An 18,133-nucleotide genomic window follows, 5' to 3' on the forward strand; every position below is an offset into this window, starting at 1 on the left:
GCTGTCACTGGAGCACCCGCAGGCAACCCACTTGGTACGTTGCCTGCAATCTGATACCAGCCCTTCCATGAGCCTAAATCATCGTGATAGTAAGCGGTGTAAACATTGCCATCGTTGCCAGTGACCCAGAGGTCTAATCCCTTGCCGTCTGGGAAGCGTGCTAGCGCTGTCACTGGAGCACCCGCAGGCAACCCACTTGGTACGTTGCCTGCAATCTGATACCAGCCCTTCCATGAGCCTAAATCATCGTGATAGTAAGCGGTGTAAACATTGCCATCGTTGCCAGTGACCCAGAGGTCTAATCCCTTGCCGTCTGGGAAGCGTGCTAGCGCTGTCACTGGAGCACCCGCAGGCAACCCACTTGGTACGTTGCCTGCAATCTGATACCAGCCCTTCCATGAGCCTAAATCATCGTGATAGTAAGCGGTGTAAACATTGCCATCGTTGCCAGTGACCCAGAGGTCTAATCCCTTGCCGTCTGGGAAGCGTGCTAGCGCTGTCACTGGAGCAGCTTGTGCAAAAGAGTGACGTATTGGTTCTAAGCCGCGTTGAGTAGTGTAGTTGTTCGAGAATGTTACACTAAATCCCACAATACGCTGAAGTTGTGTCCGCCAGCGTAGGAGTTGGTTTGCAGGGTAAAGGTGCTCAACTTGGTTGCGGTCAAGTTTATTCTGCTGTCCCCAGTGCGGTCGCCCCCCCATGCTAATAGCAGTCTGTTCAATCCAACGCATCCAATCATCGTTGCCTGAAAGCCCCCGAATGGATGTGATTTCAATGGAGCACGCAATTTCATGATCCACATTGTGCATGGACAGTAGCGCTCGGCTTCTGTGGGTAAAACGAACTGCAATATATCCAGCTTGTCTATAGTCGCTAGCATGGGCAAGCACAGCATTGATAAAGTCAATGTAGGCTCGAGTATCGAGTCCGAAGATAATCTCGATCGAGTTGCCTCTATAGCAACTCCCAATAGTCACTGGATCTTCAATCCCTGCTGAGATGACCCAGTTCAATCCGCGTCGTCCAACGGTTTCAGGGATATTCATTGTGTCTGCAACTGCCTTATGAACTACCTCATTGATTAGGTCTGACATTCCGATTCCGGCAAACTCTGATGCCCACATCGCATTGAGTGCAGCAGCAAGGGCTGCACCACCCGTTAGGTGAGAATCAGATGCTCTTGCCGTAAGCTCATTAGCACGGGCAATAATTTCGATTGATTTAAATGCTCCAACAACAGGAACGGCAGCTACTAACCCAGCATAACCATACAATGCTGCTCCTGCAGCAATCAGCACACCATTGCCGACTCCCCGATGGCACAAAAAATCGCTAGAGGGTTCAACATTATAATCAGCTGTGTTTTGAGTAACCCAACGTCGGCGAACCCAGCATTCAGAGGCATTCCTACTACTGAATACTAACTCTAAATAACGGTAATCCAATGCAGTGCCCAATATTTGCAGGTCTGATGGTGGATCACGTAGCAATTCATGGAGTGCTCCAAATACCTCCGATGAACCTCGACCTACCCCTTGGACAAGAGCATTAGCAATTTCAGTCCATGCCATTTTCTGAGCGAACTCTGCAATGTGAAGTAGAGTAGTGACTTCAAGCACAACTGCATAGATAATTCCAAACCTTCCCATGCTAACTACAACGGAATTGAGCAGGTCATTATCTCGCATAATTTGAAGATCAGGGCAGGCCTGCAAAGCCTCTCGCAGCAAAGCATCATTGTTAGTAAGAGATTGCGATGCAGCTTCAATCCAAATCTCCTGTCCATTTTCAGTTACGAGATGTACTGCCTGAACAAGATCGCATAGCGGTGGCAAATTAACATCGCTGCCATGAGTTGAGGTGGAGAAAGCACCAGCAATGTGCTGCCCTAATGCACCGCCCATCGTTGGCAAAGCAAGGTTTCTTTCTGTCAGATACTGGCACAGGTCGAAAAGACGAGTACCAGCTTCAACGTGAACAAGTTTTCGGGAACTATCACTAAACTGGTACATACGCCACTGCTCAGTTAGTGCTCCTGAGCCGGGAGTATCATTAACCAAACGTGAGATAAACCCATTGAGATTACGAAGGTCTACCATCCAATCTGATGTCCCAGCAATATCCTCGAACGAGTACCCTGCTCCGACGGCACGAACATGACGTCCTTCGGCCCCAGCGCGCTGCACAATATAAACCAACTCTGGAAGACTGTTCGGTGTCCAATACCTGTTGACAGTAATATCAACTGACTGAATATAGTTCTGCCAATGTTGATTCGTTTGTTGACCACCGGTATAACTAGAGCTTGGACAAGGCATAAGTCCTCCAGCCTCACATTAGGATAAATGAAAACATCCGATTCTTCGCTATCCCAGTAACGGGCAAGCTTTTGTCAATCTTGCAGGTAATCGGCGGTAACAAAAGATTCAAGCGAAACCGAAAGGTTCGTTGCCTGACCCAGAGTCTTGGGAAAGTGATAGCTGCGGAGCAAAGTCAGATCGCCCTGGACTGGTAGCAATAGGAATAGACATAAAATCCGTACCCGTCATTGGATTAGCTGCAAATTTCTCACCGATGCTTTGAATTGCTCCACCCCCTTTTGGCAAGGATACTACAGGTAGGGGAGAGTAGTAACTTTCATCTTCCTCTGTGGACTGGGACTGCTTGTTATTGTTACTGGGGGTGCTGGCAAGCATGGTTAGAAGTAACCTGTTAGTTCTACTAATGATTAGAGGGTACCTTGAGTGTCAGAAAATGCCTATTAGTCATTTGACGAAATTAATTGTTAAGAAACAGAGTACAAATCTGGAATCAGAGTTCTTGAAAGTGAAAATTGCTTTAATAGCTAGCATTTTCGGTTTTTCTCGCCCCCAGAGTGACCCCAATGGAAATTTTAAGCCAGCAAGATTTCTCAAAAATTCTTAACTTTGTGCAAGGACTTTACAGCACCGATAGGTTACAAAATTTCTCATCGTACATTTCCACTGCTATTTCTAATCTGATTCAAGCAGACATCTCTGGCTACTGCACAATCGACTTTATGCAACATCAATTTGTAGGTGGAGTATTGTTTCCTGCTGTTCCTGTATCTGCGGAAGTTATGAACCAATATTTTTATGAACATCCACATCAAGTTAATTACTTAAAAACTCGTGACTGTCGCGCCTACAAAATATCAGATTTTTTGACTGAAAAGCAGCTTCATCGTAGAGAAGGACTATATCAAAAGTTTCTCCGACCGATGAATATGGAAGACCAAATGACACTGGTTATTCCTCGTGTAAACTCGATGACAGTTGATGGGGTGACGCTTTTTAGTAGTCAAAGAAGCTTTACAGAACGCGATCGCCTGATTCTCAATCTGCTGCTACCTCACTTAATGCAGGCTCAAAAAACTGGGCACATACTAACTCAAATACAGCAAGAAAATCAGCAGTTACATAATTCTCTCAATGCTGCTGGAACTATAGTAATCTCTGATAACGGAGATGTTCAGTTAATGACGCAAAAAGCTGAAAACTACCTTCAGCAGTATTTTTTCTGCAACTATTCAGGACAATCTTTACCAGAACATTTGCAACAGTGGGTGAAATATCAGCGATCGGTGCATAACAGCAACAGTTCAGTGCCAGAACCTCACTTACCAATGAAGATAGAACAAGATGGTAAGCAGCTTGTTGTACGGTTTATTGCTGACCCAATAAACAACCAGCATATTCTGATTTTAGAAGAGCAAAAATCTCCATCCCTAACTATTGAATCTTTAGAATACTTAGGGCTAAGTAAACGAGAAGCTGAGGTACTATTTTGGGTTGCAATGGGTAAAGAGAATTCAGAGATCGCCAAAATTTTAGGTGTTAGCACCGTGACTATCAGAAAGCATTTGGAGCATACTTATCAGAAATTAAATGTTAAAACACGTTCTGCGGCTGTTGTAACCGCTTTGCAGAAATTGGGAATACTTAATTGTCGATAGAAATGATGTCAAGTATTCTACGAAACTTAACAGTACTTTCAGAAGCTTGGTAATAATTTGTAATCGTTTACTATAAGTCTTAACCAGCTTTGTCGCTTCTGGCAAATTTGCAACTGTTGCCTTCCGCAATGGTAAATTACCAGGTTCATGACCAACATCATCCAAGATTCGCTCTGTAAGATGTACTTGTAATTGCACTTTTAATTTTTCAGCAGGCTTCTCAATTGCAGCAATTAATTCCTCCCGACTCATGGCTACTATAAATTGTGGAGGATACTGTTGCAATGCATTGCCAAAAGTTAGATATGAGAGAATATAATCGCAAAAATCTGCTCGTAATGTCAAAACTAACGTTATTTTTTTTTGGTTAACTGCTTCGAGAAATGTATCAACAAATCGCTTTTGTATTTCTTTGCCCTGACAAAGTGTATAGAGTTCTTCAAACTGGTCTATAACTAATATAAAATCTTTGTTTGGATGCTTTTGGAGAATAGGAGATAAGACTTGCAGTAAGGTTATTTTACCTTCTTGAATTTTGTCTGCAAGTTCAGCTGCTTCTATCAATTTTTTAGTTTCGCTGATTTCTGAGTCTAGCTGACGCACTAAAGCAGAAGCCAGTTGATAAAATGGTTTGTCACTAGGACGAAATGATTCAATCAGCCAAGTATCTTCTATCCGTAGATGGGGAATTAATCCAGCAAACACCGCAGAGGATTTACCACTACCGCTAGAACCAATCACCATAATTAATGGTTGCTGATGAACTATCTCTACTAAACTCTCAACAAACTTTTCTCTGCCAAAAAAGAATTCAGCATCCTTTTCTCCAAATGCAAACAAACCTTGGTATGGATTGGGAGGAATAAAATTGAATTGAGTGGGAACAATCACTGCTCTTTTTTTCAACTCTGGAGTTAAATTTTCCCCTAATCCAATGAGTTGAGAACAACCCAGTTTAAAAGCTAACTCTACATCTTGCCCAGCTGCGATCGCATCATAAAAAGCCACCGCAAAATTAATAGCTGCTCTATCCCCAATTGCTTGGCTCATACCAATCACATAATTAATATGCTGGCTAATTACCTCAGCCTGCACTTTGGAAAAACAAGCATTCAGCACCGCACACTCAACACCATTTTGAGCAAATACCTCAAACATCCCAGCTAAAGCATCTGCTGATACCAGTGCTGCCTGTCCCACTTCATCTTCTAGAACAATGCCATCCACTCCAGCACCATGACCGCAAAAGTGAACAATGTGGGGTTGATAATCCAAAATGGCGCGGTAGAAGTCACGAGGACGAACTGCCCATTTCTGCTCTAGCTTAAACTGCTCCCGCTTATTAGCTCGCCGCAATCCTTCTTCAATCTCACGCACCTCTTCATCCAACCTCAGCCTTGCAGTACTTGTAGGGTTGGCTGCCAAAATCAATATAGTTTTGACAGGGATATTATTGTTCATGGGAGCGGAAGAGAGCAGTGGTTGTATTTAATTTTACAAGTAAAATAGTGGTTCATTGTCTTCACGACAAGCCCATTGCCAAACCTTCTTCCACAGTTTTTCTACCTCAATATCGGATAGAGTCGGCGATCGCGTAATTCTGCCAATGCCTTACCCGCCTTTGCGTTCCAAAAGCAAGCGGTAGGCGTAGCCATGCTGTCAGGCTTATCGCTTTGTTCTTCTGGGGTTAATTCAGGAATTTTAACAGCAGTTACTCTGAAGGGTAGGTTCGCCCATTTAAAAAACTATCCGAGGAATTAATGTGCTGTAAAGCTGATGCAGCTTAAATTAGATAGGATTCTTGTAAGCACTTATCCCGGTACAAGGTGAGGGAAAGAGTAAAGCGACTGCGGTATTCCCATTAGGGTTAAGATTTGTTGTTGAAGCTCACCGAGTGGAGTCATTTCGTAACTGCCGTCTCGATGAAAATACATGGTTATGCCGCTGAAAACGTTCAGCAATCTTTCTGCTGTTGGTCTGTTTGTGCGGCGCTTGGGATTACCATCATACAGACCAGCCAAAGATTCATTCTGATGTAACAATTGACGACGAACAACGCCCAATAAAACAATGTAAACGGCTGGAAAGCCTAATTTTTCGTGAGCGATGACACCCGATTAACCCAGACTTATCAATCAGCCCGAAAGCACGACCGCTACAACCCGCATTCTCACGTTGGCTGATAAAATTAGCTTATGTTTGCAACGCGATTACCACTTACAGGTATGATCCGCATCAATAGGATTGGCTCATGTTGCGGCTGTCTCAACTGTCTATACTGCTTCTATACCCCTGGTTGAATCGCTGCTATCAAAACCGATATCAATTTTCTCTCCACCAGCGTCCACACTATGTCTAGACGGAAATCAAATGTAAATAAAATTTACCTCTCTTGTGGTGCGGGGGACATTTCATGCTAATGTCTGACTGGTTTTATAGGAAATTTCATATAATATGGAAGATGATGAGGATATTATAGAAATTCCTTTACGACCTCTGGTTTGGATGGGAGACTCTCTCAAAAATATCCGCTCATTTCCTGAAGAGGTACGTGCATCAGTAGGCTATGCGCTGCAATTGGTGCAAGCAGGGGAAACACCAATGGATGCCAAGCCTTTTAAGGGGGTTGGGAGTGGGGTGTATGAAATCGTCAAACGCTACGATACGGATACTTACAGGGCCGTCTATGCGGTAAAGATTGCAGAGAGAATTTATGTCCTGCACGCTTTTCAGAAGAAATCAAAGCAGGGGATTAAAACTCCACAGGCTGATGTTGATCTGATTAAACAACGCTATAAGGACGCGGTAGCCAGGGAGAAACAACAATGACACAGGAACCAGTTTTTGAAGAAAGCAGTGGCAATGTATTCGCTGACCTCGGTTTATCTAATGCAGATGAACTTTTTACTAGGGGAAAGATAGGGATTCAGGTACTTCGCCTTTTGAAACAACGCAACCTGAAACAACGGGAAATCAGCGAACTTCTTGGCATTCCCCAGCCAGAAGTATCTCGTTTGATGAAAGGAGAGTTTCAACGGTTCAGCGAGGGCAAACTCCTCATTTTCCTCAAGCGACTCGATACGGAAATCACCTTACATCTTCGCCCTCGTCACGCGCCGGGCCAATCTGCTGAAACTGTGATATCGCTATAGGGCAGGATGGAAAGCAAGCAGCTTGCAGGTAACTCTATTTAGGTGGCCGCCGAGATACTTACTCTGTCCGTATACGTTGTTCTGTGTGGGTTTGATAATTTACTACCTCTGTTGTGACTTCCTCAACCGATAAATCAACTGCCTTTGCCACAAGCACTTGATGCTTTCATCGATGAATTAGTTGCTGCCACGCCCGAAACACAAGCGTCTGTATTAACTTCTGCACCCAGTACACCTCCTAAGCAAAATACGCCGTAGAAACAATTTTCCCTAGTGTTTTGTGTTGTAGGAAAGTGATCACGGAGTCACTTCACCACACAGAAAAAGTTTTTGTAAAAACGTGTATAATTTTTCATATATTATTTACAGTACAGTGGTGATCATTGTTGGTATTCAACAAGAAATACTCACCCGATAAGTTTTTCTGACCTAGCAATCAAGGTATATGAGCGACCAGCCAAAGGAACTTTACACCCAACTCAAAAGCAGACCAGCGTTTTTGCTGCTAGGTCAAGATTATTTGAGGCTGGACTCAGGTAGAGACCCTTTTTTGGCTGAAGTTCTTCGTAAATATGGCAGGGCTGGCGAAGACCTTCCTAATTATGGACAAATTCTGGAGGGAGAAGCTCAAGGAAATCCTGACTCAGCATTAGCATGGATGCAGCAGCGCTGCGAACGCTTCTCAAGTCCAGAATGGTTGGAGACTGTTGCCAGTTTTCCCTGGAATGGTGTTTATACTTCAGCAATTGACACAATATGGCAAACAGCATTTCGCTCAGATTGGCGCGAACTTCAACCTTTGTATGATGCGGAAACTCTTAATCCGCTTGACCCAAGAAATCGTTCTCGACTTCACTGCACGTTTTTGTTTGGCTGTGTTAACCAAACAGAAAGGGACAAAAGACCGCCTCTAAGCGAAGACGATATGGATGATCGGGAAGCTGAGGCGCGTAAGCTGGCAGACAAATTACCTGAACTTATAACTCCTTTAGGAGTTTTAGTAATTGAAGGTCATGCAGGCGAACAAGATTGGTTTTCTCCTAAACTATTAGTCCCTGTTATTAACCGTCTTAATTCAGGTCAAACTCATATCTTCAGTGCTACGGAGGAGCTAAGGAAGAATCGTCGAATTTCCAAACTTACACAAGAAGGCAAGCTTGTTCTTCACTCTGAAAGCCTAGCATTTTACTTATTAAAAGTTCAGGAAGCTGGATTACTTCAGCTTGGGTTGCCTGCGGAAAGAGAAGAATATGGTCGTCAAATCAATTTAGCAGAAAAATCTTTAACTGTTCCACTGAGTCTTTGGAACCAAGTTTCTCGTTCAGCAATTATTTTAGATGAAGCAGCACTAATCCAACCAACGCATGTTTCACAAGACAAACTTTACAGCGAATTTAGAAATTTTTTGGCTCAATCCAGTTTTCGACCTGTTTGGTCAGGCTATGGTAGAGGATTTGCATTTAAACGTGACTTTGAGGACTCTCTTCAAGAGCTAGTTAATAACAAACTGGCTTCCAATGAGTTGCAAGATAAACCTGTAATACTTTATGGACAGACGGGAACAGGAAAAAGTGTTGCCCTTAGCGGACTTGCATACACAATACGTAAAGAAGGAAAGTATCCTGTTCTCTATATCGAAAGACGCTCTAGACAGCCTCTGCCTTCTGACTTAGATACTTTTTGCAAATGGGCAGAGAAGTCTGGAGCATCTGCAACCCTTATTGTTTGGGATGGAATGGTTGAACAAGAGCAATATTATGAACTTTCCAAAAGATTAGCTGGTCTTGGTCGTAAAGTTGTTTTGATAGGAAGTTGTTACGGAACTGCAAGACTATATCGTAGTAATAAAAACTTTGTAGAAGCTCCTGCAACTCTTAACGAAAGTTCTCCAACAAAAGATAAACAGGACGAAGTATCCAGATTTTCTAATTTTATTAGTCGTTTTGATCAATCTCTTGGCAAGTGTGCAAAAGAATGGATTAGACAAGGTAGCAATAGGTTTTTAGTTGCTCTTTATAGACTTTTACCGTCAACACGTAGTCAGATTCGCTTGGGTCTTACTGATGAGGTTAATTTTGCCGAGCAAGAAATTGGTGCAGCTTCTCAAGGTAAAACTGTTGTACGAAAAACTGCTTTTGCCAATGCATTTCTTCGGGCTGGAATGATTACTGAAGAGCATCTTTTCTCATTAGAAACTCAAGAGGAAATAGCAGGTGAAAATATTAACCAACTCAGCAAGCTAATTAGGTTAGTAATAGTGCCAGGGCGTTTTGGACTCAAAGTCCCTCTAGAAATTTTGATGCGAACTATTGGTAAAGAAGGAGTAAGTAATTTTGCAAATCTCCTTGATAAAGTTAATACAGATATAATTCAGTGGTATGAAGATGAAAATGGTAGTATTGAAATAGGGGCACGTCACCAATTAGAAGCACAACAGATTACACAGTCACTTTTGGGTGATGCAAAGGCAGAAGTTGAATATGCGGAAGAGCTTTTACTAAATATCAGAGAAAATGGCAATTTCAATAGTGATGCAGAAATTGAGTTTGCTATCAAATTAGTTGTCAGTATGGGTCCCAATGGGATAGATGCAAACTACTTCGCTAATTATTTTCAAAAAATTTCCGAAATTCTCACAAAATTACGAGAGGAGCAGAGCATACAGAATACTAGTTTAATGCTCCAGGAAGCATTTCTGCTACGAGAAACAATAATAAATCGTATTCAAAGACAAATACCTTTGGCAACACATGATGCAGAACAAATTTTAGATAAATCAGAAAATATACTACGCCAAGCCATAGATTTGTTAGAAATTAATAGTCGAAATAAAGGCAAGCGTAGTCGTTTAATGGTCGAGTTAGCATCAGTATTAGGAACAAAATCTAGATATTTATTAGAATCACAAAATGATATTAGTCGTTCAATTATATTTTTGCATGAAGCACAAAAAACTGCCTTTGAAGCTTTTGCTCTAGTGCCAGATAGCTATTATTCCATTGATGTTATTGGCTGGACGAGTGATTTTATTCTACGTACATTAGACCTTGATTTAAAATCACGATATGAGATAGAAGCTAATATATATCATGCCTTCACCCTTGCAGAAGCTGGAGATTTATCTGCTAAAGATTCCGAAAGATTTCAACGTCATAGAATGTCCATCGGAAAACTTACTAAAGATGATAAAATTTCCGAAGATGCATTCCAAAGATTAATCAAACTAGGTTCCAGTGCTGGCTATTATTTAAAAGCTTACGAAATTGTCAGAGAAATATTATTTAAGGAAACTGCTTTAGATTTAAATGAAATTAAATTAGCTAAAAATGCAGTTCAATATTTACAAGAACATCGTAAAGCAATTAATTATGATGCTCGTACACTATTTTTACTCCTTAAAGTTTGGTGGTTAAGCAAGACTGGAAAAAGACTTTTTTGTGGAGAGCGAGAAACTCTTCCGTTTAATCGTGAGGATTGGCTTGAATGTTTAGAAATTGTAGAGTCTCTAATGAAAACAAGTGATTTTTATGAAAATCCATCATTAACCTATCTCAAGGGTTTATCTACTTTTCATCTCGATCAAGTTCAACAATCTTTGACTATCTTTAAGGAACTAGAAAATCTGGTAGATATCAAAGGACGTAGACGTATAATTCGTAGCTATATTGCCAGCAACTCTGAGGGTCAACCCAAAAAATATACAGGAGAAGTCGCTTGGATACATAATAATTCTAACGAAATAGGTAAAGTATATGTATCGGAGTTACAACGTAGTCTCATAAATTTTATGCCTAATATTTTTCAAAGACCGGATATCAGAAAAGGAGAATCTCTGGGAGAATTTCATTTAGCTTTCAACTTTCTAGGGCCCATTGCAGATCCAATCGCATATTACGAAAAATATCAGGATAAGAGAAAGTAAACATGAGTTTTTCTACGGAGGTTCTGATATTATATAAAAAACTTTATAATTATAAAGAAGAAATTGATTTTTTAGCTGTCAAAATTAATAGTGGAGAAACCGTTTTTGGAAGTATAAGTATCCAACTAACTAATAGTTCTATATCAGAGTTAAATTTTCAACGTGTAGTTTCTTGGCTCTACACTTTATACTGGGAAGCAGGTAAAAAATCAGATATTAAATTTTTAATTGAACGCTTCAGTGTAACCGAGTATAGCTTAGATATAGATGGAAAATTAGGTAAGCACTTTGAATTAGTGCGTTCTCTTCGTACTTATTTTCAACATAATATTGCTACTGAAGATAATCATAATAATAAGGTACAAAGAACATGTAATGAATGGTTTAAGGAGCAATGTGAAACTTCTCTACCTATAGATGAGCAAACTTGGGATAGTTGCTTAATTAGCCTAATTCAAGATGCTGAATTTTTTTTAAAAGCACTTTTAAAATGTATTGAAGCTATAGAAAATGATGAATCTAGAGATGAAATTATACATCAATGGAGTGTACGCCGTAAGCGTTACTTCTCTCCTTGGGAATTTGATAACTTAATTCGTGAAATCACTGGTGACTTAGGCATTTCAAAAGATGTTGTAAGTATTAGAAACAAATATCAAAACAAATGGTCTTCTTTTTTAAAAACTCTTCCAATTGACTCTGATTTTAAAACCCAAGCTAAACAACTTATTTTAAGCTCTATATTAGAAGAACAACTAACTACCTTCCCACTTTTACCAGAAGATATTATAATTTATTTTGGAATTGAGGCAGGTTCTCAAAAAGTGTATGAACTTCTTAAAAAAGCTAAATGTTTTTATAAAAATAACCCGGCTTTATCAAAGGATGACCTGATTGAGAAGCTTCGGGCAGAAGTTTAAATTTAAAACTAAATACCAACTATAATTTCGAGTTAACCTCTAGCCAATTTCTATAACTGACTTGCTTCTACCAGTTCGTTAAACAATCGCTTCAACTCCTCTAAACTGAACCGTTGACCTTTTACCTTAAAGTTGGGCTGTATCTCCTGTATGACTGCCGATGTTCTTCCGGTGCGCTAGAGGTATTGCAGCAGTGATTGGGGGAATTCGCCGCTTCTCTAGCAGAGGGCGAATCTCAAAGGGCAGGAAGCCAGACTATGAGGCGATATGCTCACGCACCCTCAGCAAACTAAGGAAATGTTTCTCAGCGATTAATCATCAAAATCAATTGGCTGACCGTTAAAATGCTTGTGAATGCTTTCGGGAGTCAACCAAGCTGGAATTGTCACCTTTTTATCTACTTCTGCATCCCCATCTGAATTATTTAACCCGTTAATTGTTGCAACTTTTAAAGGTGTCTTACCATCGGCGGTTTTGCGGTCAATTTGAATAGTTCCTCTGGCTCTACCTTTGGCAGTTCCATCACTTCCACCAACGGCGGTATTAGTGAAGAAATGGGCAATACAGACTAATCTTTCTTCAGCTTTTCTAGGGTCACTAAGAGATGCTTTAACAAACTTTTTGGCAGGCTCCTTTGTGATGTCTGACTCAGAATAGTTAGTGAATTCATCAACTAGTAACTGTTGCGGTCGCTTGGATGGTTGATTATTAATTCTGTCTAGCCAGCGTGAACGGGCATCATCAAAAGCAAGTCCAATCTCTTCTTCTGTTTGCGCTATCAACTGAGGGCTTAAGTATCTCCATGCGTTTCTGAGATTTTCCCCGGAGTGCGCGTCTATAAGCTGATACAAGGGCATATCAAACAGATTTTCTCTAAGCATCACAATCGACGCTGCTAGGGTTGATTTACCGCTTCCGGCTTCTCCTAGCACCCAAACGGGTTTTTGATTGTCGATAATCTTCCACAGCCAGCCATCCTCATGAGCTTTGAGCGCTTCTATCAGTTGGTTTGCTCGTTGTTGATCAACTGATTGCTGATTGTCACTGTCTGCGATCGCTCCCTTGGTTTTGCCCTCAATCTTGCCGCGTTCCTGGTCAGCTTTCGCCCTGTCTCTCAAGTTCTCAGCAATGGTTTTATCCATCACAGAATGATTAACAGCACGGGCTTTCATAAAATCCTCTAGCTGAATTCGAGCCTTAGCGCGTTCATTTTCCTCATCGGTTAGCCCCAACTCTTTACGAGAATGAACGTCTAGGTCAGTTAATCCATCTTTCAAGCGTTCAGTGTAAAGCTGGGTTGAATGCTGCTTAATTTCACGTTTGTACTTATTATGCTGCCAAGTTGCATAGTCGCCAGTCTTTTCGAGTTCGCCCAGTTCATAATCGGTGCGCTTGAGGCGTTGCGAACGCACGAGCAAGCAACCCACGACACCCCATAGCCCAATAACTGCAATCCCATATCCAAGCAACTGATTAGGGTTATCTGTGGGCAAATCACGCACCCATTGAATAGCATCGCCCTTGTAGGGAATGATGCTGCCATACAATCCATAGCGTTGCCATTCTTCAGTGAGGACAAAACGCGGCTGGTTGCAAAAACGCTTATCTAGGGTTGCTTGACTCTCTATACCATTCGCTGACCTTGGACAAAATTGAATTTGTGTCAAATCGTAGGGCTGGCGTGTTTGCGATGTTGCCAGCCCGATGATTGCGGCTACACCACACACACCTGCCAGCGCTAACTCGAAAACACCTTGTTTCATGAGCGCCCCTTAAAAATAATTGCAATAGAGCCAATGAATAAAGCCAACGCGACTGCAATACTTACCCAAGGGTCTGATTGCGGGTTCTGTTTTTCAATGGTTTGGATATCTTGGCTAATCTGCGTGACTGTTTCTTTAGTCAAATTCTCAAAATATTGATGGTCTTTGACTGCTAACCAAGTTGTGATACCTGCAAACACCAAGCCCCCAGCAGTTTTTATAAGATTTTGCATATTATCTACCTCTAGTCCGTCACTGTTGTAATTAACTCTCAAGCCCGTTAACCCAGCGAGAGAGCCAACGCTGCATATAGAAAATGAGAGCGAAATTGCCAACCAGAGATTAACGCCACCGCCAGTTATTAAGAGATATTTAGCTATAAAGAATCCCGTAGAATTTAGCGACCAGCCAACAAAGAATCGGGTCAATTTTTCAGTTGTATTGATAACATCTTTACGGTGCTGCTTACGGGACTCCAAGTGTTCTATTAAGTCTTTTGGTAACGGCGTATCTGGGGCGATTTCGCTTACTACTTCTTCTTGACTATCATCAATGTCGTATGTCATATCAGCATCAGAGTATTTCTCGAACCCGTCAGCAAACGGCTAAAGTTAGTGACGGGTTTAGTTATTAGAAACCTATTAGGGCATCCTTGATTTTTTGTACAATGGAGCGCCCTGCATATTGCTTTTTAGGTTTGAAATCGTCACGAGCGTTATCACCCATTTCTAAGTAATACTTGCCCAATTCTCTATCATGTTGCAGGTCAATTGTTTGTTGTCTAATATCTGTCTGCAATTCTGTCTGCAACATCTTGTATTCACCGTCAACTTGCATCATGTGTTTATCCACCCATGCTTTCAGCAATAGATGGTCTGTTGCTTGTTGATGGCGTAGCGCTTCTTTCTCCTTGGATGAAGCAAAATCAAGCTTCATCTCTTCTAAGATATTCGCTAGGTGAGTATCAGCTAAAATTGCTGACTGTACTGCTCTTTCAATTTTTTCACCGCTAACACCTGCTTGTTTGTAGATGTCGCTAAGGACTATGTTTAAGTCCTCAGTCCCCTTAATAGCAGCTAACATCTGCTCTCTAACCTGTGGGGCGAATTCACTAATCTTTGCCCCGTCATTACCCATTTGACCTATCAGCTTCAGGGCTGATTTATCACCTCTTAGCGCTCTAACTACTAAGTTAGTAGATGCGTTAAATTTAGTTTTTAATTGGCGCTCTAGGTGGCGTGATTTGGAAGTTACCAGATTTTTTAGCTTCATTGAACTTTTCACAGCGATACTCCTTTGATGGGGTAAATATTTGGTTGCAGTGATACTCCATTCGCCTTACATACTGTTCAATAGCTGACTTCCGTTTGAGATATTGCTGATAGCTTGATTGCTCTAGCATTGGCAGATACAAGCAGCTATACAAGGGTAAAATAACAGCACCGAGCGCACATAAGCTAACAGCAATTCTTGAGAAGTAGCTCATTCTCACCCACCGAATCCCCAAGCACTCTAAAAGCGTCAATTCATTACTATTGAGCTGCTTTGAACCTTGCGAGGATTGAGAATTGGGTGCTTTTAATGTTTTGGCGGATGACTCCCATATCCGCTTTGATGTCTCCTGAAAAGTTGTTAACCTTTTGGTTCAATCTAGAAGCTCTGTTGGTTACGTGTTCTCGCAAGTCTTGGGCGTTAGTCTCAAATGATTGCTCAATGACATCAAATTTCTGATCAACGTAGTTCTTGATTGCAGCCGTTACAGTACTGATGAATTGGCTGTAGTCGGTAAAAGTGTCGTCAACGTTAAGAGCAATGCTCAATGTTTCTTGTTCGGTTAACTCAAACCCCAGCGCCGATGATTGGGCTGTTACAATTTGACGCTTATCTTCACTAGTTACAGTGATGCTGTTAATCTCTTGGGAAGCGACCGTAAGCTGACTATTATCAAGTTCAGCGTCAGGTTGTGCATCTTCTGCCCCTACTAGAAACGTTTCTTCAACGGGTTCATCAATTACAGATAATTGGCTTGTCGATTTGACTTTGAGATAGTCAACGGCTTGGCTCAATTGGTCTTTGGTGGGATTGTCAAGGTCATCGCACTCGACAGCAAGGGCAGCCGTTGTGTAATCATCTTTAGTAAATCCTTGATAACCCTGTTTGTACAAACGAGCGCGGACGTTATTAGTAAATTTGTCAGACATGATGATTGCTCCTTAGAGGGCTAGTGTTAAAACTTCGATGGTTGCGGATTTCATCGTTTGCGGTCGTCTGTTGATTGCCCATTTAGCAGCAACAAACGCAACAAGTGCTAAATCTTTGCTGTGGTAGGTATTTTCAGCTTTAAAAGATAGTCCGGCTTTCTCAAACCAGTAATAACGAGTACTGCGCGGTACGTCAGAAAGATTGATTTTGAGATAGTCTGCAAGAATTTCTAAAAACTGTCTGCCGTCGTAGTGAGCATCTAACTCATAGAAATGTCTAAATGCTTGCCAGCGTTCGCTAAACCCCTCACCACGACCCGTAAAACTGCCGTAGCGCCGTTTTAGTCCAGCGAAACCTTCAACTATCTTTTGAGCATCAACTGCCTGTACTTCAAAACTGAAGTGTTGCTTTAAGGTTGCTACCACTCGATACCAAGTGATATCAGCAATCTGTTTGTTTAACTCGCGCTCGTAAATCTGTTTCAACTGGCGATACTTAGCTATATACTCTTTCGTCGCCACTTTTTCTCCTGGTTAATGCTTAAGTGTGTATAAAATTAACTGCCATTCCAGACAAGTCCAAGGTATTTGATGTATGTAATTAGCTGAATCCAGTTATTTGATATGAGCAGTTAGCTGACGACTATCAATAACCTTGGAAAATAAATCTGACAAATCACGAAGAACTTACTTTTCCGAGGCTATAACCACGTAATAACAAGGTTTGTCAGCTTTTAAGACTTACTGACACTTTCTCATTTACCCCCGCGAATACGCCCCTTTTGGACTAGTTGACGCGCTTGTACCAAAGCCTTTGTCCGCGACGCGCGGTAATAGATGTTACCAATGGTTAGAACAAACTCAACTGTATTGAGTTGTGATTTATCTCTGCTGTGTGCTGTTTATATAAGCTCGGCACTTCGTAGCAGCGCCTTAACACCTTGTCACGATTGAGCTTTAAGTCAGCACTCTTAGACTGACGCGGTAAAGGACGGAAATAATATTGTGTGTGGTTGATACTGTCACTGCTTGTTAAATATCTGTACAGCGTTCCATTAATCCAGTAAGTTTTGCTCTGGCTCAATAGCGTGACGCATCCTACAAGCTCTTTATCAATCATCATTCTTGTCTCCCGCGACACACGCGCCCGTCAAGCTTGCACCCAGGAAGACGGCGATAGATGCGATCGCGCTTCCTTCAAAAATTTTGGCGTTGTAAATCCATGTGGGTTGATATTCCTCACCTCTGCTTTCTTCAATCCGGTCAAAGCCGTGACAAAAGATAGAACCAACTACCATAAAACTAGTAGTTACCAAGCTCACAATTGCTACTGATGACGCTCCATTTAGTATGAATGAGTTAATCTTTTCACGCCTTGGAATTACACGGCGAATGTGCATTACTGGCTTCTGTTTTAGATATGAATGCCACTGGTCATCAGTAAAATTCGTGGGCTTGTAATCATAGGATTCGTGTTCGTCCAATAGTTCGCCTACTGCTTGAATTGCATCTCCCAGCATCACATCTGGAGAGTATTCCAGTTGTCTGAATTCCTTTGAATCTCGAATTTCTCTGAGCCAGCGATCTATTGCTTCTAACCTTCGTAATTGATTTTGATTAAGCATTGTTCTCTCAAAGGGTAGTTCGTTGATTGCTTCTAAGTTGCGTAAATTGATATGCATGAATCCTCTGTCCTAATGCAGACACGCACAATTACCTCGACCGTTGAAAATGAACGGACGCAATGCAGATATTGCTGTGAATAGTTGAATGCTCTCAAAACAGCGCTTGCAACCCTTGCAACCTTCAAGAGGAAATCGCCTTAGCGTTTTGTGCTTGGGTCTTACTTGCGTCTGCCTTAAGTTATTGACGTATCGATAACCTTGACACTAATATAGTAAGTGAAGTTAAGCAAAGTGTCAACACTTCTCTTACAACAATTGCAAATAGCTTAGAAGTGGTATTTAATAGCTCCATAAAGCATACTTTCTATGCGTAATGGCTACAAAAAAACCACGATTAACAATTTATATGGCATCACAGGAATTATTAGACGACCTACAAGCAATTGCCGATGAGCAACAACGATCAGTTTCCAATCTTGCTAGCATCGCACTTGCGGATTGGATAGCTCAATATAAAGAACGAAAAAAAGAGAACAAATAAAATTATCGACTCAGAGCAAACAAAAGGCGATCG

The 18,133-nt window shown here is 41.5% G+C and carries 19 protein-coding genes; 7 read left to right on the forward strand and 12 right to left on the reverse strand.

Annotated features, from left to right (window positions below):
- A partial coding sequence (locus G1O98_RS12430; RefSeq protein WP_163929100.1) for an FAD-binding protein occupies nt 1–2,318 on the reverse strand: 2,318 nt, incomplete at its 3' end.
- A gap of 108 nt (nt 2,319–2,426) precedes the next feature.
- Entirely contained in the window at nt 2,427–2,696 is a 270-nt protein-coding gene (locus tag G1O98_RS12435) for a SpvB/TcaC N-terminal domain-containing protein (protein ID WP_163929101.1), read from the reverse strand.
- Between the two features lie 188 nt (nt 2,697–2,884).
- On the opposite strand from G1O98_RS12435, the gene G1O98_RS12440 reads away from it, so the two are divergent.
- The gene (locus G1O98_RS12440) at nt 2,885–3,976 is read left to right on the forward strand and encodes a helix-turn-helix transcriptional regulator (protein ID WP_163929102.1); all 1,092 of its coding nucleotides are present in this window, start codon (nt 2,885–2,887) and stop codon (nt 3,974–3,976) included.
- Here the strand turns inward: G1O98_RS12440 and G1O98_RS12445 are convergent.
- Both G1O98_RS12445 and G1O98_RS12450 read right to left on the reverse strand, forming a co-directional pair.
- The gene (locus G1O98_RS12445) at nt 3,905–5,437 is read right to left on the reverse strand and encodes a CHAT domain-containing protein (RefSeq protein WP_163929103.1); all 1,533 of its coding nucleotides are present in this window, start codon (nt 5,435–5,437) and stop codon (nt 3,905–3,907) included. The two genes, G1O98_RS12440 and G1O98_RS12445, sit on opposite strands and share 72 nt — an antisense overlap.
- Before the next feature lie 350 nt (nt 5,438–5,787).
- Nucleotides 5,788–6,039, reverse strand: a complete 252-nt coding sequence (locus G1O98_RS12450) for a hypothetical protein (RefSeq protein ID WP_163929104.1) — start codon at nt 6,037–6,039, stop codon at nt 5,788–5,790.
- Between the two features lie 391 nt (nt 6,040–6,430).
- Here G1O98_RS12450 and G1O98_RS12455 point away from each other — a divergent pair, with 391 nt between their 5' ends.
- The 5 genes from G1O98_RS12455 to G1O98_RS12475 all read left to right on the forward strand — a co-directional run bounded on the left by G1O98_RS12455 (nt 6,431) and on the right by G1O98_RS12475 (nt 11,970).
- Entirely contained in the window at nt 6,431–6,805 is a 375-nt protein-coding gene (locus G1O98_RS12455) for a type II toxin-antitoxin system RelE/ParE family toxin (protein ID WP_100897504.1), read from the forward strand.
- Nucleotides 6,802–7,128 (forward strand): XRE family transcriptional regulator, encoded by a 327-nt coding sequence (locus tag G1O98_RS12460; protein ID WP_163929105.1) that lies wholly within the window; start codon nt 6,802–6,804, stop codon nt 7,126–7,128. Before G1O98_RS12455 ends, G1O98_RS12460 begins: the two co-directional genes overlap by 4 nt.
- Nucleotides 7,129–7,835: 707 nt before the next feature.
- A complete protein-coding gene (locus tag G1O98_RS12465; RefSeq protein ID WP_163929106.1) occupies nt 7,836–8,042 on the forward strand; it encodes a hypothetical protein in 207 nt (68 codons plus the stop codon).
- An 11-nt stretch (nt 8,043–8,053) separates the two neighbouring features.
- A complete protein-coding gene (locus tag G1O98_RS12470) occupies nt 8,054–11,050 on the forward strand; it encodes a hypothetical protein (RefSeq protein ID WP_163929107.1) in 2,997 nt (998 codons plus the stop codon).
- A gap of 2 nt (nt 11,051–11,052) precedes the next feature.
- On the forward strand, nt 11,053–11,970 hold the full coding sequence (locus G1O98_RS12475; RefSeq protein ID WP_163929108.1) for a hypothetical protein: 918 nt from the start codon (nt 11,053–11,055) through the stop codon (nt 11,968–11,970).
- Between the two features lie 311 nt (nt 11,971–12,281).
- Here G1O98_RS12475 and G1O98_RS12480 read toward each other — a convergent pair whose 3' ends face one another.
- From G1O98_RS12480 to G1O98_RS12515, 8 genes are all read right to left on the reverse strand, one after another.
- Nucleotides 12,282–13,733 carry a hypothetical protein gene (locus tag G1O98_RS12480; protein WP_163929109.1) on the reverse strand — a complete coding sequence of 484 codons (1,452 nt, stop codon included), beginning with the start codon at nt 13,731–13,733 and terminating at the stop codon, nt 12,282–12,284.
- Nucleotides 13,730–14,299 carry a hypothetical protein gene (locus G1O98_RS12485; protein ID WP_163929110.1) on the reverse strand — a complete coding sequence of 190 codons (570 nt, stop codon included), beginning with the start codon at nt 14,297–14,299 and terminating at the stop codon, nt 13,730–13,732. Before G1O98_RS12485 ends, G1O98_RS12480 begins: the two co-directional genes overlap by 4 nt.
- 64 nt (nt 14,300–14,363) lie before the next feature.
- On the reverse strand, nt 14,364–15,005 hold the full coding sequence (locus G1O98_RS12490) for a hypothetical protein (protein ID WP_163929111.1): 642 nt from the start codon (nt 15,003–15,005) through the stop codon (nt 14,364–14,366).
- Nucleotides 14,944–15,219 (reverse strand): hypothetical protein, encoded by a 276-nt coding sequence (locus G1O98_RS12495; RefSeq protein WP_163929112.1) that lies wholly within the window; start codon nt 15,217–15,219, stop codon nt 14,944–14,946. Before G1O98_RS12495 ends, G1O98_RS12490 begins: the two co-directional genes overlap by 62 nt.
- Before the next feature lie 46 nt (nt 15,220–15,265).
- Nucleotides 15,266–15,934, reverse strand: coding sequence for a hypothetical protein (locus tag G1O98_RS12500; protein WP_163929113.1), 669 nt, complete (start codon nt 15,932–15,934; stop codon nt 15,266–15,268).
- Nucleotides 15,935–15,946: 12 nt separating this feature from the next.
- A complete protein-coding gene (locus tag G1O98_RS12505) occupies nt 15,947–16,456 on the reverse strand; it encodes a hypothetical protein (RefSeq protein ID WP_163929114.1) in 510 nt (169 codons plus the stop codon).
- A 328-nt stretch (nt 16,457–16,784) separates the two neighbouring features.
- Nucleotides 16,785–17,057 carry a hypothetical protein gene (locus G1O98_RS12510; protein ID WP_243458421.1) on the reverse strand — a complete coding sequence of 91 codons (273 nt, stop codon included), beginning with the start codon at nt 17,055–17,057 and terminating at the stop codon, nt 16,785–16,787.
- Nucleotides 17,047–17,616 (reverse strand): hypothetical protein, encoded by a 570-nt coding sequence (locus tag G1O98_RS12515; protein WP_163929115.1) that lies wholly within the window; start codon nt 17,614–17,616, stop codon nt 17,047–17,049. Before G1O98_RS12515 ends, G1O98_RS12510 begins: the two co-directional genes overlap by 11 nt.
- A gap of 316 nt (nt 17,617–17,932) precedes the next feature.
- Between G1O98_RS12515 and G1O98_RS12520 the strand changes: the two genes are divergently transcribed.
- Complete coding sequence (locus G1O98_RS12520) at nt 17,933–18,100, forward strand: hypothetical protein (RefSeq protein ID WP_163929116.1); 168 nt, start codon at nt 17,933–17,935, stop codon at nt 18,098–18,100.
- Nucleotides 18,101–18,133: the final 33 nt, after the last annotated feature.

Origin of the sequence: Nostoc sp. UIC 10630 (assembly GCF_010747425.1) — a bacterium.
In the GTDB taxonomy this organism is placed as follows: domain Bacteria; phylum Cyanobacteriota; class Cyanobacteriia; order Cyanobacteriales; family Nostocaceae; genus Nostoc.

What these genes read in the sequence shown, in the direction of transcription:
- G1O98_RS12500 (WP_163929113.1), bottom strand. Translation starts at nt 15,934, where the DNA reads ATGTCTGACAAATTTACTAATAACGTCCGCGCTCGTTTGTACAAACAG.
- G1O98_RS12455 (WP_100897504.1), top strand. Translation starts at nt 6,431, where the DNA reads ATGGAAGATGATGAGGATATTATAGAAATTCCTTTACGACCTCTGGTT.
- G1O98_RS12520 (WP_163929116.1), top strand. Translation starts at nt 17,933, where the DNA reads ATGGCTACAAAAAAACCACGATTAACAATTTATATGGCATCACAGGAA.
- G1O98_RS12515 (WP_163929115.1), bottom strand. Translation starts at nt 17,616, where the DNA reads ATGCATATCAATTTACGCAACTTAGAAGCAATCAACGAACTACCCTTT.
- G1O98_RS12495 (WP_163929112.1), bottom strand. Translation starts at nt 15,219, where the DNA reads ATGAGCTACTTCTCAAGAATTGCTGTTAGCTTATGTGCGCTCGGTGCT.
- G1O98_RS12445 (WP_163929103.1), bottom strand. Translation starts at nt 5,437, where the DNA reads ATGAACAATAATATCCCTGTCAAAACTATATTGATTTTGGCAGCCAAC.
- G1O98_RS12475 (WP_163929108.1), top strand. Translation starts at nt 11,053, where the DNA reads ATGAGTTTTTCTACGGAGGTTCTGATATTATATAAAAAACTTTATAAT.
- G1O98_RS12460 (WP_163929105.1), top strand. Translation starts at nt 6,802, where the DNA reads ATGACACAGGAACCAGTTTTTGAAGAAAGCAGTGGCAATGTATTCGCT.
- G1O98_RS12440 (WP_163929102.1), top strand. Translation starts at nt 2,885, where the DNA reads ATGGAAATTTTAAGCCAGCAAGATTTCTCAAAAATTCTTAACTTTGTG.
- G1O98_RS12470 (WP_163929107.1), top strand. Translation starts at nt 8,054, where the DNA reads ATGGATGATCGGGAAGCTGAGGCGCGTAAGCTGGCAGACAAATTACCT.
- G1O98_RS12510 (WP_243458421.1), bottom strand. Translation starts at nt 17,057, where the DNA reads ATGATGATTGATAAAGAGCTTGTAGGATGCGTCACGCTATTGAGCCAG.
- G1O98_RS12490 (WP_163929111.1), bottom strand. Translation starts at nt 15,005, where the DNA reads ATGAAGCTAAAAAATCTGGTAACTTCCAAATCACGCCACCTAGAGCGC.
- G1O98_RS12485 (WP_163929110.1), bottom strand. Translation starts at nt 14,299, where the DNA reads ATGACATACGACATTGATGATAGTCAAGAAGAAGTAGTAAGCGAAATC.
- G1O98_RS12480 (WP_163929109.1), bottom strand. Translation starts at nt 13,733, where the DNA reads ATGAAACAAGGTGTTTTCGAGTTAGCGCTGGCAGGTGTGTGTGGTGTA.
- G1O98_RS12435 (WP_163929101.1), bottom strand. Translation starts at nt 2,696, where the DNA reads ATGCTTGCCAGCACCCCCAGTAACAATAACAAGCAGTCCCAGTCCACA.